This window comes from Achromobacter sp. 1012554356 (assembly GCF_059760815.1).
This window is the reverse complement of record NZ_JCBANC010000021.1, coordinates 77453-98199: the sequence shown is the minus strand read 5'-3', so window position 1 is coordinate 98199 and position 20747 is coordinate 77453. Positions and strand designations below refer to the sequence as shown.

The 20747-nt window shown below is 65.1% G+C and carries 16 protein-coding genes; 5 read left to right on the top strand and 11 right to left on the bottom strand.

Translation table 11 applies throughout. From position 1 onward, the window contains the following. Positions 1-854: 854 nt before the first annotated feature. Together rng and AC6LJW_RS13430 are read left to right on the top strand one after the other, a co-directional pair. A complete protein-coding gene (rng, locus tag AC6LJW_RS13435) occupies positions 855-2318 on the top strand; it encodes a ribonuclease G (RefSeq protein ID WP_498087530.1) in 1464 nt (487 codons plus the stop codon). Positions 2319-2714: 396 nt separating this feature from the next. Beyond that, on the top strand, positions 2715-3416 hold the full coding sequence (locus tag AC6LJW_RS13430; protein WP_498087527.1) for a DUF3053 domain-containing protein: 702 nt from the start codon (positions 2715-2717) through the stop codon (positions 3414-3416). Between the two features lie 65 nt (positions 3417-3481). On the opposite strand, the gene AC6LJW_RS13425 is transcribed toward AC6LJW_RS13430, so the two are convergent. The 4 genes from AC6LJW_RS13425 to msbA all read right to left on the bottom strand — a co-directional run bounded on the left by AC6LJW_RS13425 (position 3482) and on the right by msbA (position 9298). Beyond that, positions 3482-4972, bottom strand: a complete 1491-nt coding sequence (locus AC6LJW_RS13425; RefSeq protein ID WP_498087526.1) for a sensor domain-containing diguanylate cyclase — start codon at positions 4970-4972, stop codon at positions 3482-3484. A 217-nt stretch (positions 4973-5189) separates the two neighbouring features. Continuing rightward, a complete protein-coding gene (locus AC6LJW_RS13420) occupies positions 5190-5417 on the bottom strand; it encodes a hypothetical protein (protein WP_056567030.1) in 228 nt (75 codons plus the stop codon). A gap of 134 nt (positions 5418-5551) precedes the next feature. Further along, positions 5552-7357 (bottom strand): monovalent cation:proton antiporter-2 (CPA2) family protein, encoded by a 1806-nt coding sequence (locus tag AC6LJW_RS13415; protein WP_428323263.1) that lies wholly within the window; start codon positions 7355-7357, stop codon positions 5552-5554. Positions 7358-7522: 165 nt separating this feature from the next. Further along, the gene (msbA, locus tag AC6LJW_RS13410; protein ID WP_498087525.1) at positions 7523-9298 is read right to left on the bottom strand and encodes a lipid A export permease/ATP-binding protein MsbA; all 1776 of its coding nucleotides are present in this window, start codon (positions 9296-9298) and stop codon (positions 7523-7525) included. A 102-nt stretch (positions 9299-9400) separates the two neighbouring features. On the opposite strand from msbA, the gene AC6LJW_RS13405 reads away from it, so the two are divergent. The 3 genes from AC6LJW_RS13405 to AC6LJW_RS13395 are packed head-to-tail and all read left to right on the top strand — an operon-like array spanning position 9401 to position 11431. Then, the gene (locus tag AC6LJW_RS13405) at positions 9401-10369 is read left to right on the top strand and encodes a glycosyltransferase family 9 protein (protein ID WP_498087524.1); all 969 of its coding nucleotides are present in this window, start codon (positions 9401-9403) and stop codon (positions 10367-10369) included. 19 nt (positions 10370-10388) lie between these two features. Beyond that, positions 10389-11153: a YdcF family protein gene (locus AC6LJW_RS13400; protein WP_056567040.1), complete on the top strand. Its 765-nt coding sequence runs from the start codon at positions 10389-10391 to the stop codon at positions 11151-11153. Further along, positions 11150-11431, top strand: coding sequence for a YkgJ family cysteine cluster protein (locus tag AC6LJW_RS13395; protein WP_082578978.1), 282 nt, complete (start codon positions 11150-11152; stop codon positions 11429-11431). The genes AC6LJW_RS13400 and AC6LJW_RS13395 overlap by 4 nt, the downstream gene beginning before the upstream one ends. Positions 11432-11457: 26 nt before the next feature. Here the strand turns inward: AC6LJW_RS13395 and AC6LJW_RS13390 are convergent, their stop codons facing one another. The 7 genes from AC6LJW_RS13390 to dnaE are packed head-to-tail and all read right to left on the bottom strand — an operon-like array spanning position 11458 to position 20625. Further along, positions 11458-12606 (bottom strand): glycosyltransferase family 4 protein, encoded by a 1149-nt coding sequence (locus AC6LJW_RS13390; RefSeq protein ID WP_498087523.1) that lies wholly within the window; start codon positions 12604-12606, stop codon positions 11458-11460. Next, complete coding sequence (locus tag AC6LJW_RS13385; protein WP_498087522.1) at positions 12581-13306, bottom strand: polysaccharide deacetylase family protein; 726 nt, start codon at positions 13304-13306, stop codon at positions 12581-12583. The genes AC6LJW_RS13390 and AC6LJW_RS13385 overlap by 26 nt, the downstream gene beginning before the upstream one ends. 18 nt (positions 13307-13324) lie before the next feature. Further along, positions 13325-14440, bottom strand: a complete 1116-nt coding sequence (locus AC6LJW_RS13380; protein ID WP_056567049.1) for a glycosyltransferase — start codon at positions 14438-14440, stop codon at positions 13325-13327. Beyond that, the gene (locus tag AC6LJW_RS13375; protein WP_056567052.1) at positions 14437-15189 is read right to left on the bottom strand and encodes a glycosyltransferase family 2 protein; all 753 of its coding nucleotides are present in this window, start codon (positions 15187-15189) and stop codon (positions 14437-14439) included. The genes AC6LJW_RS13380 and AC6LJW_RS13375 overlap by 4 nt, the downstream gene beginning before the upstream one ends. Then, positions 15186-16034 carry a polysaccharide deacetylase family protein gene (locus tag AC6LJW_RS13370; protein ID WP_056567062.1) on the bottom strand — a complete coding sequence of 283 codons (849 nt, stop codon included), beginning with the start codon at positions 16032-16034 and terminating at the stop codon, positions 15186-15188. The genes AC6LJW_RS13375 and AC6LJW_RS13370 overlap by 4 nt, the downstream gene beginning before the upstream one ends. Next, positions 16031-17131, bottom strand: coding sequence for a glycosyltransferase family 4 protein (locus AC6LJW_RS13365; protein WP_498087529.1), 1101 nt, complete (start codon positions 17129-17131; stop codon positions 16031-16033). Before AC6LJW_RS13365 ends, AC6LJW_RS13370 begins: the two co-directional genes overlap by 4 nt. A gap of 2 nt (positions 17132-17133) precedes the next feature. After that, positions 17134-20625, bottom strand: coding sequence for a DNA polymerase III subunit alpha (gene dnaE / locus AC6LJW_RS13360; RefSeq protein ID WP_056567063.1), 3492 nt, complete (start codon positions 20623-20625; stop codon positions 17134-17136). Between the last annotated feature and the right edge of the window lie 122 nt (positions 20626-20747).

The window sequence follows — 20747 nt, the reverse complement described above, 5'->3', positions numbered from 1 at the left end:
AACCAGGTCATACGTCGCTACTCAAAGGAAGTGAGGTATGTTCTTAAACTTGACGTCTAAGGTACTTCACTTCTAGTGAGCACTTGATTTCTTGTGCTTGCGATCAGGCCGAAACCCAATCGCTGCACTCGCATCAAGCGCCCACACTTATCGGTTGTTTAATTGTTAAAGAGCGGTCTTGCTAAATTCTGTACTACCAGTTTCTACTTTCAACCCCGGCTAACTTCGCTTTTGCGTCGTCGCTGTCGTTGCAGCAGAGAAACAAGATTATGAAGAAGTTTTTATCGCTTGTCAAGTCAGCTTCGCTTTTTGCTTTCGCAGTTTGCTTCGCTTTCTTGCGGCGACCTCTTCAGGTCTCGCCAGGACTTTCGTCCTGTCCTAGCAGTTATCGAAACATCAGGGTAAACCCTAATTTTTCAGTAACTGCCAAGCCCGAAACTATAGCACAATTTTTGCAGATCTTGCAACTGGCTTCTGCCTAATTTGCGTCGATCCTTGCAATAACCGCGTGGCGCTCATTTCTGATTGCCGTTGCGGCAGGTGAGGTTGGGTTGCCCCGCTTCGCCTGTTGCACTTGCTTGGCTTCGCGTCTCAAAACTGTCTGAGCTGCGAAGGAGCGAGACTATAGCACAGAATTTTGCGCTGTCACGCCGGTGTCGCAAATTTGTTGTTCGGGGCAGCGGTTTCCAGGCGCGTCGGCCCTGCCCTGCCGAGCGTGGGATGGCTTATGGGCGATCCTCCCTATATATATAGAGGGCGGCGGCCCCTGATTGCGGGACTAGTATGTACGTTTACTATTCGCCTGTACGCCGCACCTCATTGGAGACAGACACGTTATGCCCCCTGCGATCGCCATGAGCGAAGACATCCTGATCAACGTCACCCCGTTCGAGACCCGCGTTGCGCTGGTGGAACAGGGTTCCGTCCAGGAGCTGCACGTCGAAAGAAGCATTCAGCGGGGCCACGTTGGCAACATTTATCTGGGTCGGGTGGTTCGGGTGCTGCCGGGGATGCAGAGCGCCTTTATTGATATTGGGCTAGAGCGCGCGGCGTTCATCCATATTGCGGATCTTCGCGAGAATCGCAGTGAGCGCAGCCAAGGTCTGACCCCGACGCCCATCGAGAAGCTGATTTTTGAGGGACAGACCCTCATGGTGCAGGTGGTGAAGGATCCGCTGGGGACCAAGGGCGCGCGGCTGTCGACGCAGATCAGCATGGCCGGGCGGATGCTGGTCTACCTGCCGCATGACCCGCACATCGGTATTTCGCAGAAGATCGACGCCGAGTCGGAACGCATCCAGTTGCGGGAACGTCTGCAGGCTTTGATGCCGCCTGATGAAAAAGGCGGGTTCATCGTGCGCACGCAGGCAGAGGGCGCCAACGACGCGGAGCTGTCCGCCGATGTGGAGTATCTGCGCAAGCTGTGGACGAGTGTGCAGGCGGCGGCGCGTACGCAGCCCGCCCCCGCGCTCCTGCATCAGGACCTGACACTGGCGCAGCGGGTGCTGCGCGACATGGTGGGCCCGGAGACCGGAACGATCCTGGTGGATTCGCGCACGACGAGTGCCGCGATGCTGGAATGGGCGCGTGTTTACACGCCGTCGGTCGTGGGCCGCATCCAGCATTACAGCGGCGAGCGGCCGTTGTTCGATACGGCAAATGTGGACGATGAGATTGCGCGCGCGCTGTCGCGCCGGGTCGACCTGAAGTCGGGCGGCTATCTGATCATCGACCAGACGGAGGCGTTGACGACGGTGGACGTCAACACCGGCGGCTTTGTGGGCGGCCGTAATTTCGACGACACGATCTTCAAGACCAACCTTGAGGCGGCGCAGGCGATTGCGCGCCAACTGCGTTTGCGGAACCTGGGCGGCATCGTGATCCTGGACTTCATTGACATGGAGGAGCAGGAACATCGCGACACGGTGCTGGCGGAATTGAAGAAGGCGCTGTCACGCGACCGGACCCGCATGACCGTCAATGGCTTCACGCAACTGGGTCTGGTGGAAATGACGCGCAAGCGCACGCGCGATTCGCTGGCGCATCAGCTTTGCGAGCCCTGCCCCATGTGCCAATCGCGGGGGAATGTGCGGACGCCGCGCACGGTCTGCTATGAAATCCTGCGGGAAATCCTGCGCGAGGCCAGGCAGTTCAATCCGAAGGAGTTTCGCATTCTGGCGTCGCAGGAAGTGGTGGACCTTTTCCTGGAAGAGGAAAGCCAGCACCTGGCGATGCTCGGCGACTTCGTGGGCAAGCGGGTGTCGCTGGAAGTGGAGGCGACGTACTCGCAGGAGAAATACGACATCATCCTGGTTTGACAGCATCAGAAGAATGCCTAGTCATCGGACTGAAGGAAGAGCCGCGCACCTTAGCGCGGCTTTTTTCTTTTATGCATCACGAGATCCACGGGTTCACGCGGCAGAAATGTCAGGCATTTGGCAACGGCATCCTGGCCAGCGAGTCGGGCGATGAACCGCACTGCAAGCCATTCTCCGCCGCGCATTGCATTGAATGCGTGCGCGATGACGACAACGCTTACCTGATTCGCCTACGCGCTTCAACTCGATATGTGTGGATTTTGTGACTTAACGATTCGTTTGCAATGAATTCTGAAACCGATGGCGGCGACTAAGGGTTATCGCTAAGCTGCGGGCGCTTTGCCGGGTCGGTAACCGTCTCGGCGTTTTTCCCCTAGTCATTCGGAGGTCATTGCAATGAAGTCCCTATTCCGTCCGTTCCTGGTGCTGGTCGCGGCCCTGCCGCTCATGCTGGCTGCCTGCGGCGACAAGGAGCCCGAACAGCGCGCCGCGTTCACGCAGTTCCTGCAGACGCGCATCGTGGACAAGCCGGGCGTGCGCGTGCCAAAACTGACCGAAGAAGAAAAGAAGTCGTTTGGCGATTACGCGGCCCAATACGCGGTGATCACCGACTTCAATTCCGGCATGGACGCGTCGGTCAAGCCGCTGTCGGGGATCCTGCAGAAGGGCCAGGTGCGCTCGGTGAACGATATCGTGACGCGCCGCGAGGACCTGAAGACCGTGCGTGCTGGTTTGAACGACATGAATGCGGCGTTGAAGGATCACCGCGCCAAGGCCGACGCTGCTCGCGCCCAGCTCAAGCAGCCTGAAGACCTGAAGGTCGTGTACGACAAGGCATACGAGAAGACCATTACCCTGCCGGCCGACACGTTTGCCGACGTGCTGCCGCAGATCAACGCCACCTACGACGTCGCCCTGAAGGTTGCCGACTACGTGGAAGCGAACAAGTCGAAGATCGAGATCTCAGGCAACAGCGTGACGGTGACGGACAACTCCGTGCAGGCCGAGCTGAACAAGCTGCTGCAAGAGATGAACGCGCAGGCCAAGAATGTGCAGCAGGCACAGACGCGTCTGCAAGCCGTGGTGATGGGCCGCTAAGCGCCGCGTCGGCTCGCAGCAGTCCACATCGCCCCGCCGCCACCTGAAGGTGCGGCGGGGCTTTTTCATGCGTGAAGAGCTTTCACGTCAGGCGCGGCCGCCACACGATTGCGGCCCGATTTCTTTGCCTGATACACCGCGGCGTCGGCGGCCTCCACCAGCGCAGCCGCGGCGTCGTTGTCCTGTGGAACGGCAGTGGCCACGCCGATGCTGACCGTGACGATGCCGTCTTCGTTGTCTTCATGTGCAACCCCCAGCTCCGCGACGGCGCGCCGGATGCCTTCGGCGATATCCAAGGCTTGTTCGAGGCCGGTCCCGGGCAACAGCACCACGAACTCCTCGCCCCCATAACGGGCCGCCAGATCGCGCGGGCGGCGCGCCTTGTTCTGGAATGTGCGGGCCAGCGTCCTGAGCAGCACGTCGCCTTCCTGGTGGCCATACCGATCGTTGTAGCGCTTGAAGTGGTCCGCATCCAGGAACAGCAGCGACAGCGGCGTGCGATCGCGCCGCGCGGCCGCCCATTCCACGTCAAGCGTTTCGTCGAATGTGCGCCGGTTGGCGATGCCGGTCAGCCCGTCCGTCTGGGCCTGACGCGCCAACTGCGTTTCGAACGCGTGCCGCCAGCGCATCTCGCGCCTGAAGAGGACGATCTGCGCCATCACCGAGACAAAGAGCGCCAACGTGATGGGCACGATCAGCGCGGCGCGACGCACCCACGGTTCGAGCAGGTCGTCGACGGCCAGCGCGACGTCGATCACCAAGGGCGTGCGTTCGATGGCGTCGAACGCGTAGAGCCGATTGACGCCGTCGTGCGACAGCACGCCGACGAACGCGCCCTCGCGTCCAATCAGGTATTGCTGAAAATCGAGCGGCACGTCGATGCCGCTGCCGGCGTCGGCGCTTGAGTACGGATTGCGCAAGAGAACGGCGCCATCGTTGCGAAAGACCGTGATGGCGTCGTGCGGACCGATGGACACTTCGGCAAAGCGGTCGCGGAAGTACGCCGTGCGCAGGGAGCCGGCCACCACGCCGCCGAAACTGCCGTCGGCATTGGTGATGCGCCGGCTGATCGCGATGCCTTCATCGCCACCGCGCAGGCGGCTGTTGTAGGGCCGGCTGACGAAGAGCCCCACGCGGTCGGTGTCCCGGTGCGCCTGAAAATAATCGCGGTCGGCGAAATTGAGCTTCGGCGGCGTCAAGGCGAGCGAGTCGTAGCGGATGTTGCCTTGCGCGTCGAGCACGACGATGGCGCCAAGATACGCTGCCGTGGCCGAGCGGTCGAAGAGGAACCGGTGCAGGGATTGCGGGTCGAGGTCGGCAATGCCGGGCTCTTGCAGGCGCTCGACCACGCCTTGCAGCGACAAGTCGTAGACGTGCAGCGTGCGGCCGATGTCCGCGGCGAGCACGCTGGCCAGATTGCGGGCCGATACGTAAGCGGCTTCCCACGTGACGCGGCGATCCATCCATAACAGGGAGATGGCCGCCGCACAGATACCGATGGCGACGATGCCGGCCAACGCGTACAGGGTACGGTGCACGATCCCGCGGGAATTCAATACGGCGCTCCTTCGCGATGGCGGTCGGGATGGCGTGGTTCATCTGCAAGTTCTGCATGATGATGCCGGTGTCCGATGCCGGGCGCAAGGCATCGCCTCCCGTGGCACGAAGCCGTAGGCGGCAATCAGCGCGGGTGGCGGGTATTGATGGCGGGATGGGTTGGCCGGCGACGCGGCGCCAACCTGGCGCCGGGCGCCGCGCGCCCGGGCCGGGGTTTCAGGAGACGGCGGCGGCGATGCGGAAGGGGAAGGCCTTGGCGCCACGCGCCTTGTCGGTTTCGCGGTGGGCGTTGATGGCCCATGCGGGCCCTACCGCGCCGGCGTGCGCCATCAACTGGCGGGTGAGCACGCCGGAGAATCCGCAGCGAAGCGTCATGGCCTGACGCCGGGCAAGCTCGATTCCGATGGCGTGCGACGAGGTCGAATTACGGTCCGTTTGCAGCATGGCAGCCCCCTGGCAAAAGCGCTTCCTGAGTGAAGCGTCATTGAGGATCAATCTACTCTAGCTGTTTGATTTTGCGCGTGAAATGATACGTAAAGTAATGCAAAGAACCCGAAATGCGCGCCGAAAAAGGGTCATTAGGCGGATGGACTGGTGGCGGTGTCGCTGGTTTCGCGGTCAGGCCGGTCGTTTATGCCATCCGGTTGGCCAGTCATATTTCCGTAGAGCAATGAGCGGCCCGCGAACAGCCCGCCCGCTACTTCGAGGTCGAAACGTTCGTTATCGCGTTGCCGGACGTCCTGGATGACCTCCTCGGCCTCTTCCGGTGGCACGCCGATGGCGCGAAGCGCCGCTTCGCCGAACACCAGCGCCGACTCCAGCGTTTCGCGGACCTGGAAATCCACGCCTTCGCGGGCAAGGGCCAGCGAATGGATACGGTCGTACGCCCGCACCACCAACTTCACCAGCGGAAATTCCGATTTGATGAGCTGCACCATATGGGTGGCGGCGCGGGGGTCGTTGATGCAGACGAGGATGGCGCAGGCGTTCTCGGCGCCGGCGGAACGCAGCATGTCCGCGCGCGTACCGTCCCCGTAATACACCTTCACGCCCCATTTCGCGGCGGCGCGAATCGCGTCGGTATCCGTGTCCAGGATGGATACCTTGACCCCTCGGGCCAGCATCGCCTGCGTCACGATCTGGCCGAAACGGCCAAAACCGACGATCAGCGCGCAGCCGTCCAAATCGCGGGCCACGTCCACGCCGTCCATGGAGGGCACGGGCTTGGGCAACAGCCAGCGCAACGCCAGGACGCACAACGGCGTGAGCGCCATGGAAATGATGACGACCGCGGTCAGCACCGCGCCGGTGTGCGCATCGAAGATGCCTTTTTCAGCGGCCGCGCTGTAGAGCACGAAGGCGAACTCGCCGCCTTGCGCCAGCAACGCGCAGCGGGTGATCGCCTCGGTGTGCGTCGCGCGCAGCAGGCGCGCCACGACATACACGCCCACGGATTTGACGGCCATGAAGACGACGACGCCCGCCAGGATGAGCGGCCATTCGCGCGCCACGGCCAACAGGTCCAGCGACATGCCCACGCCCAGAAAGAAGAGGCCGAGGAGAATGCCGCGAAAGGGTTCGATTTCTGCCTCGAGCTGATGCCGGAAGGTGGACTCGGACAGCAGGACGCCGGCCAGGAACGCGCCCATGGCCATGGAGAGGCCGCCCAGTTCCATCAGCAGCGCCGCGCCCAGCACGACGAGCAAGGCGGCCGCGGTCATGACTTCGCGGGCGTGCGCCGCGGCCAGCAGACGGAACAGCGGATTGAGCAGCCACCGGCCCGCGGCCAGCAGCGCCAGAATGCAGCCGAGCGCGATGGCCGCCTGCAGCCAGGGATCGCCATCGCTGCCGCTGCCCGCCGGGGCCAGCAAGGCGGCCAGCGCCAACAGCGGAACGATCGCCAGATCTTCAAGCAGCAGGATGGAGACGATGCGCTGGCCCTGCGCGCTGGTGGTCTCGTCGCGCTCGGCCAGGATCTGCATCACGATGGCCGTGGAAGAGAGCACGAAGCCCATCGCCGCCATGAACGCCGCGGCGCCCGACAGGCCCGCCAGCAACCCCACGCCCGTGAGCAGTGCGCCGCAGACGAGCACCTGCGCGACGCCCAGCCCGAAGATCTCGCCGCGCAGTTTCCAGAGACGCGAGGGCTGCATCTCCAGGCCAATGATGAAAAGGAACATCACCACGCCGAGTTCGGCCACGTGCAGGATGGATTTGGGATCGGAGAAAAAACCGATGCCGTAGGGACCGATCGCCAGGCCGGCAGCCAGATAGCCCAGGACCGAGCCCAGCCCGAGACGCTTGAACAGTGGGACGGCAATTACCGCTGCGCCGAGCAAGACGACGACGTTGAGGACTTGATTGCCTTCGGAAGGCAGGGCCATGGAGCGCTCCTGGTTGCATGGCGGGCCGAAGCGCCTGCGACGCCGCCCAGCCCGCTACGCGCGGGCTGGGGCCATTTTCCGGCAAACCACGGGTTTGGCAAACAGGAACTTCGGCAATGAAAAACCGCCCCGAAGGGCGGCGTCTGGGGAACGGCGCGCGGCGGCTCAGTCTTCCCGGAACTGCATTTTGTACAGCGAAGCGTACAGTCCGTCGGCGGCCAGGAGTTCCGCATGCGGCCCCTGTTCGACGATTCGCCCGGCGTCCAGCACGATGATGCGGTCGGCGTTCTGCACGGTGGACAGGCGGTGGGCGATGACCAGCGTGGTGCGGCCCTTCATCAGGCGTTCCAGAGAGGCCTGCACCTGGCGTTCGGACTCGTTGTCGAGCGCGGAGGTGGCTTCGTCTAGGATCAGGATGGGCGCGTTCTTGATGAGTGCCCGCGCGATGGCGAGGCGCTGGCGCTGGCCGCCGGACAGGCGCGCGGCGTTTTCACCCACCGGGGTGTTGATGCCTTGCGGCAGGCCTTCAACGAATTCAAGCAGGTTGGCCGCAGCGAGCGCGTCACGCACTTTTTGCTCGCTGGACTTGCCCAGGGCGCCATAGCCGACGTTGGCCGCGATGGTGTCGTCGAACAGCACCACGTCCTGGCTGACCAGCGACAGGTGCGAGCGCAGGCTACGCAGCGTCAGGTCGTTGATGGGCTCGTCGTCTACGAAGATCTGGCCGCTGTCGGTCAGCACGAAGCGGGGCAGCATGTTGACCAGCGTGGTCTTGCCGCTGCCCGAGCGGCCCACCAGGGCGACGGTCTGGCCGGGTTCGACTACAAAGGAAATGTCGTTGACCGTGTCGCGGTCGGCGTCGGGGAAGCGGTGCGACACGTTGCGGAATTCGACCTTGCCGCGCACGGGCTCGGGCAGTTCCTTGGTGCCGGTGTCGTTTTCCGGCACCTGGTCGATCAGCGTGAACACACTTTCGGCCGACACCAGCATTTTCTGCATGCGGGCGGCCACGTTGGTGAGGCGCTTGATGGGGTCGAAGATCTGGGCCAGCGCGGCCATGAACGAGGCGAAGCTGCCCACGGTGAGCGAGCCGCTATTGGCCTGGCTGAGCGCCACGGCGATGACCGCGCCCACGGAGATCGAGATGCAGACCTGGGTCAGCGGCGTCAGCGCCGCATCGGCGGTAGCCGTGCGCATGGCAAAGCGGCGCAGGCGGCGGCTGACGAAATCGAAGCGGCCGCGTTCGACTTCGTAGCCGTCGAACAGCTTGATGACGCGCTGGCCGTCGATGCCCTCGCCGACCACGCGGGTCAGTTCGGCGTTCATGTTGACGGTTTCGCGGTTGATGCGGCGCAGGCGCTTGATGAAGAAGCGCGAGATCATGACCGAGACCGGCAGCATCACCAGGATGATCAGGGTCAGCACCCACGACATGTAAAGCAGAACGCAGATCAGGGCGATGACCACCAGGGTTTCGCGCACCAGCACCGTGATGACGTCGGTGGCGTAACCGGTAACGTTGCCGGCGTCGATGGTGAAGCGGTTCAGGAGGCGGCCGGTGTCGCCGCGCTTGAAGTCCGCGTCGGGCAGGCCCAGAAGGCGTTCGAACATGTCGCGCCGCATGCCCAGCAGCACGTTGTTGGCCACCCAGGCCAGCAGGTAGTCGCTGAAGAAGTTGCAGATGCCGCGCACCAGGATCAAACCGACGACCGCCAGCGGCAGCGCCCAGACGTAGTACGGTTTGGCGCCGGAGAAGCCGCCGTCGAGCAGGGGCTTCATGATGACTGCCAGCACCGGCTGCGTGGCGGCGGCGCCGGCCATGAGCAGGACGGCCGCCAGCAAGCCCTTCCAATAGGAACCCACGCGGCTGTAGATCCGGGACCAGAGTTCGGATTTGACGGGCTGGGAGCCCGCTGGCGCATTCCGTGCGGCAGAATTCAAAGGAATCACTCGCTTTAATACAATTGTGCCCAGGATTGTACCGGCTGCGCGCCAGCGCGCCGTCCCTGCCCCTTAGCCCTATCCGCGCCCGTGCGCCCTTCCATGTCCGATATCAGCTGCCTGTATGTCCGTCTGCCCAATTGGGTGGGCGATGTCTGCATGAGCCTGCCCAGCCTGCGCGCCCTGGCCGCAAGCGGTCTCCCCCTGGTTCTTTGCGCCCGTCCCTGGGCCCGCGATCTGCTCGATGGCGTGGAGAAGCTGGATTTCATCCCCATGCGGGGCAAGGTGGGCCCGGACCGGGCGGCGGTGAGCGCGCACCGGCGGGGATTGGGCTCGCAGGGCCGCCGCGCCCGCGGCCTCTTGTTGCCCGATTCTCTGTCCAGCGCGCTGGTGTTCCGCTTGGCGGGCGTGCCGTCGGCGGGCTACCGCGACGACGGCCGCAGCTTCCTGCTTCGCTGGCCGTTCGCCAAGCCCGCCCAGCCGATGCACGCCGTCGAGTCCTGGCATCACCTCACCCGCGAAGCCCTGACCCGCTGGAATCTGCCCAGCGGTCCCGTCCAGCCGGGGCCGACGCTGGACCTGCCGCTGACGACGGCGCATGAGCGCGCGGCCGGCGAGGCGCTGGCTCAGGCGGGGCTGGAAGGCCGGCCCTTCGTTCTGATCGCGCCCACCGCCACCGGCCTGCACAAGGGCCGGATCAAGGTCTGGCCGGGATTCGATACACTGACGCGCGCCCTGCAGGCCCTCGGCCATACCGTGGTAATGTGCCCCCCTCCGGCCGAAACCGACGAAGCCCGGCGCAATGCGCCGACGGCGCAGTTGCTGCCGCCGCTGGGACTGGGCGCCTTCGCGGCGCTGACCGCCCGGGCCACGCTGGTTATTTGTAACGATTCCGGCGTATCGCACGTGGCAGCGGCGGCGTCGGCCCGGCAGCTCACGCTGTTCGGCGTGACGCAGCCGCAGCGCACCGGCCCCTGGTCCCCGCGCGCGGTGTGCGTCGGCACCGACCAGGCCTGGCCGTCGCAGGAGGAAGTCGCACGGCAGGCCGAACGCCTGCTGGATGGTACGTAGTAATCAGGACAGTCTAGAAATGACCTTTTCCAGCTATCTCACGAATTTGATCATTCCCTTTAACTTGTGCATCACCCTGGTGGTCCTTGGCCTGGTGCTGGGACTGTTCCGGCTTCGCAAGATCGGCCTTTCCCTCGTCGCCGCGGGCCTGCTCTGGGCATTGGCCTGGTCGTTGCCCGCGACCTCGTTGTGGGCCGGCGGCGCGCTGGAGAACCGGTATCCGCACAAGCCCGCAGCCGAAATGCCCACGGCCGACGCGATCGTGGTGCTGGGCGGCAACACGGCGAACGGCCGCGCCAACTGGTTCTTGCCCTATGACAAGGACACGGCCGTGGTGCGTGTGGATGCCGCGGCCGACCTCTATCTGGCCGGCCGCGCGCCCAAGGTGCTGCTGTCGGGCGGCGCGCTGGAGGGCGATGTCAGCGAAGCCCGCGGGATGGCGCATGCGATCCGCCAGCAAGGCGTGCCGGAGTCGGCGCTGATTCTGGAAAACGCTAGCCGCACCACCTACGAAAACGCCATGCTGACGGAAGACCAGCTCAAGTCGCGCGGCATCGGCAAGGTGCTGCTGGTCACGTCCGCGTTGCACATGCCTCGCGCGATGGCGGCCTTTTCCAAACAGGGCGTGGAAGTGATTGCCGCCCCCGCGCCGCCGCAGATCGTGGCGCCGGCTGACGGGTCGCTGTCCTTGTGGCTGCCCGACGAACGCACGTTCGACGCCAGCCGCTCGATCGTGAAGGAATACGCGGGACTCTTCGTTTATTGGTTGCGCGGATGGGTATGAGCCTGGCCGGCGCCGCGCTGGAATGCCGTTCGGGCTGCGGCGCGTGCTGCATCGCGCCGTCGATCACGCGGCCCATTCCGGGCATGCCGCAGGGCAAGCCCGCTGGCGTGCCCTGTATTCAACTGCTGCCGGACATGCGGTGCGCCATCTTTGGCGACCCTTCCCGCCCGGACTTCTGCGGCGGGCTTCAGCCTGAACACGAGATGTGCGGCCCGGACCGTGAGTACGCGGTCCACTGGCTGGCCGACCTGGAGCGCGCGACAGCGCCGCATCACTGAAAACGGGGCTCGCAGAGCCCCGTTTTTCAATTGCGCTCGAGCAGCACCTGCTCGTAGAGCGCCTCGTAGCGCGATGCCACGGTCTCCCAGCTTTGGTCGCGGGCGATTTCCAGCCCGCGCGACGCGAGCGCCGCGCGCAGCTCCGGGTCCGAACCCAGGCTTTCCAGCGCCTGCGCCAACTGGGCGCCATCGCGCGGGTCCTGCAGGATGAGCGCATCCGTGCCCGCCGTCAGATACTGCGCGAATCCGCAATAGACAGGGGAACTGACGATGACCGGCAGGCCGTGCGACATGGCTTCCAGCGGCGCCATGCCGTAGCTGTCGTTCAGCGTCGGGTGGGCGTAGATGTCGGCCGCGTTGAAATACTGGCCGACGTCCGGAGTGGGGTCGACCAAGGTGACGCGGCGGGCGATGTCGCCGGCGGCGCGGACGCGGTCGCGGGTGGGCTCGTCGGCTCCCACGATCAGCAGCTTGTAACGGGGAGGTAGCAGCGCCAGCGCGTCCAGCAAGGCGGGCAGCCCCTTGCGCAGCGGATTGCGCGCCACCAGCAGACAGCCGATCGTGTCGGCGCCCCAGCCCAGCCGCGTGCGCGTGGCCGCGCGCGCGCCGTCGCCATCCGGGGCGGGCAGCTTGACGCCCGGCGCGATGATGTCGACGGGAAGCTGTTCGCCGTAGCTGAGGTGCAGCTGATCCATGATGAGGCCCGACACCGCCACCACGCGCCGCCGGGGCGTCTTGCGCACGCGCAGCTTTTCCAGCGTCAGATAGGTGGCAAGGCGCGGGCTGAGCCACGCGGTCACGCGCTGCAAGGGCTTGACCCGCGTGACGCGGTTGTAGCGGACCGGCGTCACGTGCATCACCTGGATCTCGCCCGCCCAGCCGTTCATGTGCGAATGGACGATATCGAAGCGGCCGCGGGTGAGGCGGTCGGCGCGCCAGGCGAAATACAACACCCGCGTCCAGCTGGGCAGCCAGCCGGGAAACCGCACGGGCAAGTAGTCGAACGGCAGATCGCTGTCGAAATCGCGCGCGACCACGGCAACGTCGTGCCGCTTGCCGAGCACGCGCATCAACTCGACGCCATAAGCCTCGGCGCCCCCAAAACGATTGCCGAAGCGGTCAACCAACAGCGCGATGCGAAGCCGCCGATTACGAGCGGCGGCGGCTGTCTTCATACCGGGTGAGGCACTTCTGGAGAAAGCGGATGATGTTGGTGGAACGCGCGACCGTCACCCGCGGAAGGCCGAAGGGATCGTCGGACGCCGCCGCCAGTCCGCGCTTGGTGAGCGTGGCGTTGTCGTAGCCGGCCTCGCGCGCCATGGCCTGGTGTTCCGGGCCGTGGTCGCCGTAGGGATAACAGAACGCGGTGACAGGCGCGCCGAGCGCCTGCTCAAGTTCGGCCTTGGACTCGATGATCTGGCGCCGCGCTTCGTCGGGCGCGAGTTCGGGGAGATGGACGTGGTCAAGCGTATGCGAACCGACTTCGTTGCCAGCCTGCGCCCATTCCCGCATTTCCTGCACGCTCATCAGCGGCGAAAACGGGATGCCTTTCTGCAGGTCCCAAACGTTGCCGCCGTCGAACTGCCGGGCCACGAAATAATTGGTGGCGGTGAATCCCAATTCACTCAGTACCGGCATCGCGTTGTGATGCACGTTGCGGTAGCCGTCGTCGAACGTGATGCCGAAGACCTTGCCCGGGCGTTCGCCGCGGACGTAGGGCATGACGTCGCGCATGGACAGACCGCGATAACCGAGCCGGCGCATCCAGCGCATCTGACGCGCAAAGCTATCGGGATGTACCGTCAGTCCGCGAAACGGCGTGCCCTTGGGGTTGGGCTCGCCAATCTGGTGATACATAAGGATTGGAATAGACATAGATCGACATTATATGGCTCAGCGTCCGCCAAGCGTACGCTGATACACATCCACCGTGGCGCTGGCGAAACGTTGCAGGTTGAAGTCGCGCAAACTCGTCTCACGCGCCTTGCTGCCCATCTCGCGAACCGCGTCCGGATTGTCCAGCATGAAACGCAGCTTGGCGGTCATGGCGGGAATGTCGCGCGTGGGCACGATCCAGCCATCCACGCCGTCAGTTACGTTTTCCGGCAGGCCGCCCGCATCGCTGACCAGCGCCGGCAGCCCGAGCCCCATGATCTCGCGGCAGGCAAACGACAGCGCCTCGCGGTACGACAGGACAAAGCCCGCATGGCAGGACGCCAGCGCGGCGCGCACGTCATCGAGCAGCCCGGGAAACTTCACCTGATCGATCATGCCGAGCTCGCGCACACGCGCCAGCTTGGCCTCCGAGGGCGGATCGCCTGCCACCATCAGCAAGATGCGTGCCTTGTCGGCGGGCGGCAGCGCGGCCGCCGCGGCTACCAGGTCGAGCCAGCCCTTGTCGTAATCGGTGCCCCCGGCGCTGCCCAGCAGCAGCTTGCCTTGCCAGTCCGGGCCAAAGAAGAGTTCGCGCAGCTTGTCCAGGCTTTCAGGCGGCGGCGGGGCAAAGAAATTGGTGTCGATGCCGTGCCGGATGGTGGTGATGGGACGCTTGCGGTAAGGCGACTGCTCCATCATGCCGCGGATGTAGTCGCTGACGGCGATGCCGTGATCGGTGGCCAGCGCCACCCGCAGCTTGTGCCCGAAGCTGGTCAGCGGGTGATCGTTGTGCTTGGTGAACACGATGCGCGGCCGGCGCCGCATGCCCAGCGTGGCCAGCATGACCTGCTTGTGATCGGCCGAGCCGTTGGCGTGGATGATGTCGAACTGGCCGTCGGCGATCAGGCGCTGCAGCCGGGCGCGGTCCTTGAACCAGGACGACGGGCGGGTCGTGTAGCGCATGTCCACCACCGTGACGCCCGGAATGGCCTTGGCGTAGCGGTACAGCCGGCTGGTGGCCGGCACCGCCACGGTGATCTCGTGATCGCGGGCCAGCGCCTTGGCCAGGTTGATGATGTAGGTGACGTGGCCCCCGCCGTTGCCCGCGTGGAAGTTCGTGTAGAGGATCTTCACTTTTTGTTTTCTGCCAGGAACATCAGCTTCGAGTAGCGGAAGAAGCTGCCCGCCGCCGCGGTCACGGCCAGCACGAGACCGTGGCGGCCGTCCAGGAAGCCGCGCCGGATAAGGTAGATGCGCACGAAGGTCCAGAAACCGTGGCCCAGCGCCCCGAAGACCGACGTGCGCTTGCCCTTGGCATACATCATGGCGGCCGCGTCGGACGAGTAACGGTTGACCTTGTTGATCAGCGCGTCCAGGTTGTCGTACGGATAGTGATTGAAGTAGCCGCGCATCTGCAGGGGCCGGCCGTTGGCGGGGACCACGCGTTCGTGGACGGCGGCGTCGGTAAAGCGCGCCGTGCCGCGCTTGAAGAGGCGCAGCACGTAGTCGGGCCACCAGCCGCTGTGGCGGATGTCGCGGCCGCAGAAATTGGACAGGCGCGCGATCTCGTAGGCGTCGGCCTGGGGCGCGCGCAGCACGTCCTGGATTTCCTGCGCCAGCTCGGGAGTGACGCGCTCGTCCGCGTCGATCGACAGGACCCAGTCGCCCGTCGCCAGATCCAGCGCGCGATTCTTCTGCGGACCGAAACCGGGCCAGTCGGGGGTGACTTCGACCCGGGCGCCCAGCGCCTGCGCCAGCTCCACGGTGCCGTCGGTGCTGCCCGAATCGACGACGATGAACTCGTCGGCGAACGAGACGGACTTCAGGCAGGCGGCGATGTTGGCCGCTTCGTTTTTGGTGATGATGATGACTGATAACTTCATCCGCGATTCCTAAGACGCTTTTTCCAGGCCTTCCAGGCGTGATAGCGCGGGCCCCAGAACGGGTCGCGCGACAGCCAGATCCGGCGGTTCAGCCAGGACCCGCCCCGATTGCGCACCGCGAAACGAAAGATGTGACCGGGGTCCGCGCCGGGCAGGTTCTGGCCGAAAGGGTCGGTAGTGTACAAGTGCCGGAAACCGGCCTGCCGCGCGGCGGCCACGTAGTCGGCGTCGAAATAGCCTTGCGGCCAGCAGAGGTGATCGCTCACGCCGCCAAGCCGGCGGATGAGGGTGTCGCGCGAGTCGTGCAGGTCCTGGGCGATGCGCTCGCGCTTGGCGTTGACGTCGGCGCCGCAGACCTTGTCCCAGCGCGTGTGCGTATTCGTGTGCGAATGGAATTCGAAGGTGCCGGCGGCCTGCATGGCCTCGATTTCGCTCCAGCGCAGCATCGCTTCGTCGGCACGGCCAGACGCCACGAGTTCCTTGCAGGCGTGGTGGTCGGGCGTGGGAGGCAACGCACCGCCCTGTCCCGCGTGCGGCCGCACGGGGCCGTCGCCGATCCAGCCTGTGATGGTGAACAGCACCGCGCGCATGCCGTGACGGGCCAGGACGGGATGCGCGTGCACCCAGTTGTTCAGGTAGCCATCGTCGAACGTGATGAGCACGGAGCGTTCGGGCGCCCCGCCGCCCGCCAGATAGGCCGCGAACTGCGCGGCGGTGAGCGACTGGTAGCCGGCGCGGGCCAGGCGTGAGATCTGCGCTTCGAAGACGTCGGGCGTGGCGGCGATCATGCCGCCGGCCGGCGTGACGTGGTGATACATCAGCACCGGAACGTTGGGCGCGTTCATTTGCGGCGCTCCGCCAGCCAGCGGTTGTAGATCGCTTCGGTGGTTTCCGCCAGGCGCGCGGGGGAAAAGACGCCCTCTTCCCAGACCATCTTGCGGCCGGCCTCGCCCATGGTGCGGCGTAGGGCCGGGTCGTCGATCAGACGCTCCAGGGCCGCGGTGAGCGCTAGCGGGTCCTTGGGCGGAACCAGAAAACCCGTCACGCCGTCGCGGAACATCTCGGACACGCCGCCCACGTTGGTGCCCACGACCGGCAGACCGCTGGCCTGCGCTTCGACATAGACCGTACCGGATGCCTCTTGCTGGGTGGCCAGGGCAAAGAGGTCGAATCCCGCCAGCAGATTGGGGACGTCGCGCCGCGTGCCCATCAGGTGGATCCGGTCCTGCAGGCCGCGCTGCGCAATGTACGCCTGCGTCTGCTCGAAGACCGGCGAGCCGGCGCCGACAAACACCATGTGCAGCTTCGGACGCACGGCCATCAGTGGCGCGATGGCGTCGATCAGGTCCTTATGGCCCTTGGTGGCGCGCATGACGGCCACACAGCCCACGACGATGTCATCGTCGGCCAGGCCGAGCTCTCCGCGCAAGGTGGAGTGTTCGACCGGCGCGGGCAGCACGATGGGTGAATATACGGTGGCGATCTTCTCGGCCGGGACGCCACGGCTGATCAGGTACTTGCGCACGTGGTCGCTGACGGCGGTGACGCGGTGCGGCAGGATGGTGTAAGACCACATCGAGCCGACCACGTTGGACAGGTGGCGCGTGCGCACGATCAGGGGCGTGCCGACCATGCGGCCGGCCAGGGCCGCAATGACCGTGTCGCGCCGGCTGTGGGTATTGAGCACGTCAAACCGCCCTGCCTTCAAAATCTGGCGGACGGCGGCCACGCCCTTCAGGTAGTTGACCGGACCGGCCATGTCGACGGCATGCACCGTGAAGCCCGCATCCCGCAGACGTTCGGTCAATTGCGCGCGCGGCTGGCATATCGCTTCGAGGTGATGGCCACGCGCTCGCATGGCGTGCATTTCCTTGAAGATACGTCCTTCCTGTCCGCCGAAGCTGGTGGCGGCTTCCGAATGCACGATACGCAGGCCGGGCATCATTAGTAAGTGACCTCCACGCCGTCTGGCTTGGTCCACGCGTTCAGGTTGGCCAGCAGCGTGTCAGCCATGCGCACGCGCCATTCTTCGCCAAGCCGGACCGTGCACAGGAAATTGTTCTTGGTGTAGACGATGTCGACCGGCACGCCCGGGATGCCGTTCTCGGGCTCGGCGCGGAAGGGGTTGAGCATCTGGCGCAGGCGCGCCGCGTCGGCGCTGCCGTTGAGCTTGACGCGCAGCGACTTGGCGCGGGCCTCGCGCGCAAGCTGCAGGTCATAGAGCTGCTCGGCGACGATGCGCATGCCGCCCGAATAGTCGTCGTTGCTGACCTTGCCCTGCACGATGACCAGCTGGTCTTCGCGCAGCCGGTTGCGGTGCTTTTCAAAGAGTTCGTTGAAGACCGAGATTTCCACCTGGGCCGTGCCGTCGTCCAGCACGGCAAAGACCATCTTGCCGCGGCGGGTCATCATGACGCGCACGCTGGCCAGCACGCCGCACATCCATTGCAGGTCGCGCTGCGGCTCCACGCGGGCCAACTGCATCGGCACGATGCGGCGCACTTCGTCGCGCCACGCATCGAACAGGTGGCCGCTGTAGTAGTAGCCCAGCGCGGATTTCTCTTCGGTCAGCTTCTTGTGCAGATCCCAGGGCGCGACCTTGGCCAGTTCGCCGGCGACCACGTCGCCGCTGTCGTCGCCAAAGAGCGAGGCCTGGTTGGCGCTGCGCGCGGCCTGCTCGGCCGCTTCCATGGCGGTGGGCACGGAGGCCAGCATCGCGGCCCGGTTCGGTTCGATGGTGTCGAACGCGCCGGCCTTGATCAGGGCCTCGATGGTGCGGCGGTTGACGGCCTGCTTGCTGACGCGGCGGCAGAAGTCGAACAGGTTCAGGAACGGGCCGCCTTCCTTCCTCGCACGCAGGATGTCCTCGACGGCGCCCTGGCCAGTGCCCTTGACGGCGCCCAGGCCGTAACGCATGGTGCGCGGCGGCTTGCCTTTTTCGGTGTGCTTGTCAGCGACGGGTTCGAACCGGTATCCCGAATGATTGACGTCGGGCGGCAGCACCTCCACGCCGTTGTCCTGGGCATCGCGGCAGAAGATCTGGACCTTGTCGGTGTCGTCCATGTCCGAGGACATGGTGGCGGCCAGGAACTCGGTCGGGTGGTAGGCCTTCAGCCAGGCGGTCTGGTACGAGATCAGCGCGTATGCGGCCGAGTGCGACTTGTTGAAGCCGTAGCCCGCGAACTTCTCCATCAGGTCGAAGAGCTTGACCGCCAGGTCCGGATCGTGGCCCTTTTCCTTGGCGCCCTGTTCGAACAGTTCGCGGTGCTTGGCCATTTCCTCGGGCTTTTTCTTGCCCATGGCCCGGCGCAGCAGGTCGGCGCCGCCCAGCGAATAGCCCCCGATGATCTGGGAGATCAGCATCACCTGTTCCTGGTAGACGATGACCCCGTAGGTGCTCTTGAGGGTGGCTTCCAGGTCCGAGTGGAAATAATCGACGGCCGCGCGCCCGTGCTTGCGGTTCACGAAGTCGTCCACCATGCCCGATTCCAGCGGCCCCGGACGATACAGGGCCAGCATGGCGATGATGTCTTCGAACGTGTTGGGCCGCAGCTTCTTGAGCAGCTCTTTCATGCCGCGCGATTCAAGCTGGAACACCGCGGTGGTGTTCGCGTCGCACAGAATCTTGTAGGCCGCCGGATCGTCCAGGGCCAGCGCCATGACGTCGAAGTCGCGCTTTTCGGCGTTGAACTGGCGCACGTAGCGCACGGCCCAATCCAGAATGGTCAGGTTGCGCAGGCCCAGGAAGTCGAACTTCACCAGACCGGCCGCCTCGACGTCGTCCTTGTCGAACTGCGAGACCGCGCTGTTTTCCTGGCCCGGCTGGCAGTACAGCGGGCAGAAGTCGGTGAGCTTGCCGGGCGCGATCAGCACCCCGCCCGCGTGCATGCCGATGTTGCGGGTCAGGCCTTCGAGCGGTTTGGCCAGGTCGACCAGCGCGCGGACTTCTTCTTCCTGCTCGTAGCGGTCCTTGAAGGCGGGCTCGTCCTTGAGGGTGCGCTCGAGCGTCCAGGGATCCATCGGGTTGAACGGGATCAGCTTGGACAGGCCGTCGCAGAACATGTAGGGCATGTCCAGCACGCGGCCGGCGTCACGCACCACGGCCTTGGCGCCCAGCGTGCCGAAGGTGGCGATCTGGCTGACGGCGGCGCGGCCGTATTTTTCCTTGACGTAGTCGATGACCCGTTCGCGGTTGTCCTGGCAGAAGTCGATATCGAAGTCGGGCATGGAGACCCGCTCGGGATTCAGGAAGCGCTCGAACAGCAGGTCATAGCGGATGGGGTCGAGGTCGGTGATGCCCAGCGCGTAGGCCACCAGCGAACCGGCGCCCGAGCCCCGGCCCGGGCCGACCGGCACGCCGTTGTTTTTGCCCCAGTTGATGAAGTCCTGCACGATCAGGAAGTAACCGGGAAAGCCCATCTGGATGATGGTCTTGCACTCCCAGCGCAGCCGCTCGTAATACTGCTCGCGCTTGGACTCGCGCTCGGCGGCGTCCGGGAACAGGAACTCCATGCGCTTTTCCAGGCCCTCTTCCGAGAGCTGGACAAGGTAATCGTCGAGCGTCACGCCCTCTGGCGTGGGGAAATTGGGCAGGCGCGGCTTGCCGAGCACCAGGCTCAGGTTGCAGCGCTTGGCGATTTCGACCGTGTTGGCCAGCGCCGACGGGACATCGGCGAACCGGCGCGCCATTTCCTCGGAGCTGAGCAGGTACTGCTCTTTGGAGAAGCGGCGCACGCGGCGCGGGTTGGCCAGGATTTCGCCTTCGGCGATGCAGACGCGCGCCTCGTGGGCCTGGAATTCGAATTCGTCGAGGAACTGCACGGGATGCGTGGCAACCACCGGCAGGCCGGCCTCGGAGGCCAGCCGCATGGCGGCCTGGCAGTAGCCTTCGTCGCCGTCCATGCCGGCGCGCTGCAATTCGAGGTAGTAGCTGCCCGGGAACATCAGCGCCCACTGGCGCGCCAGGGCCAGCGCCGACACGGCGTTGCCGGCTTCGAGCGCCTGACCGACGTCGCCAAGCCGCCCGCCGGACAGGGCGATAAGGCCAGCCTGCCCTTGCAGCCATTCGCGGCGGATTTCCGCCCGGCCCTTGCCCTGATTTGTCAGGAACGCCTTGGACAGCAGTTCGCACAGATTCAGGTAGCCCTGATGGTTGCGCACCAGCAACAGCAGGCGGAAGGGCTTGGCCGGGTCTTCGTCGTTGGCGATCCAGACGTCGCAGCCCGCGATGGGCTTGACCCCCGCGCCGCGCGCGCCCTTGTAGAATTTGATCAGTCCGAACAGGTTCGACAGATCGGTCAGGGCGACGGCGGGCTGGCCCAGCTTGGCCACGCGCTTGATGAGGTCGGGGATACGCACCGTACCGTCCACGACCGAGAACTCGGAGTGGACGCGCAGGTGAACAAATGGGGTCGGGGTCGTTACGGCTTCGGACATAGCGGAATTGTACCCAGCGGCCGACCGCCTCAGGACAATCCTTGCATCAGAATCCGCCCGGATGCATCCCATCCTGACGGGATCCCCCACGGAGGCTTGTGGGACAATACGACCCAACCCGC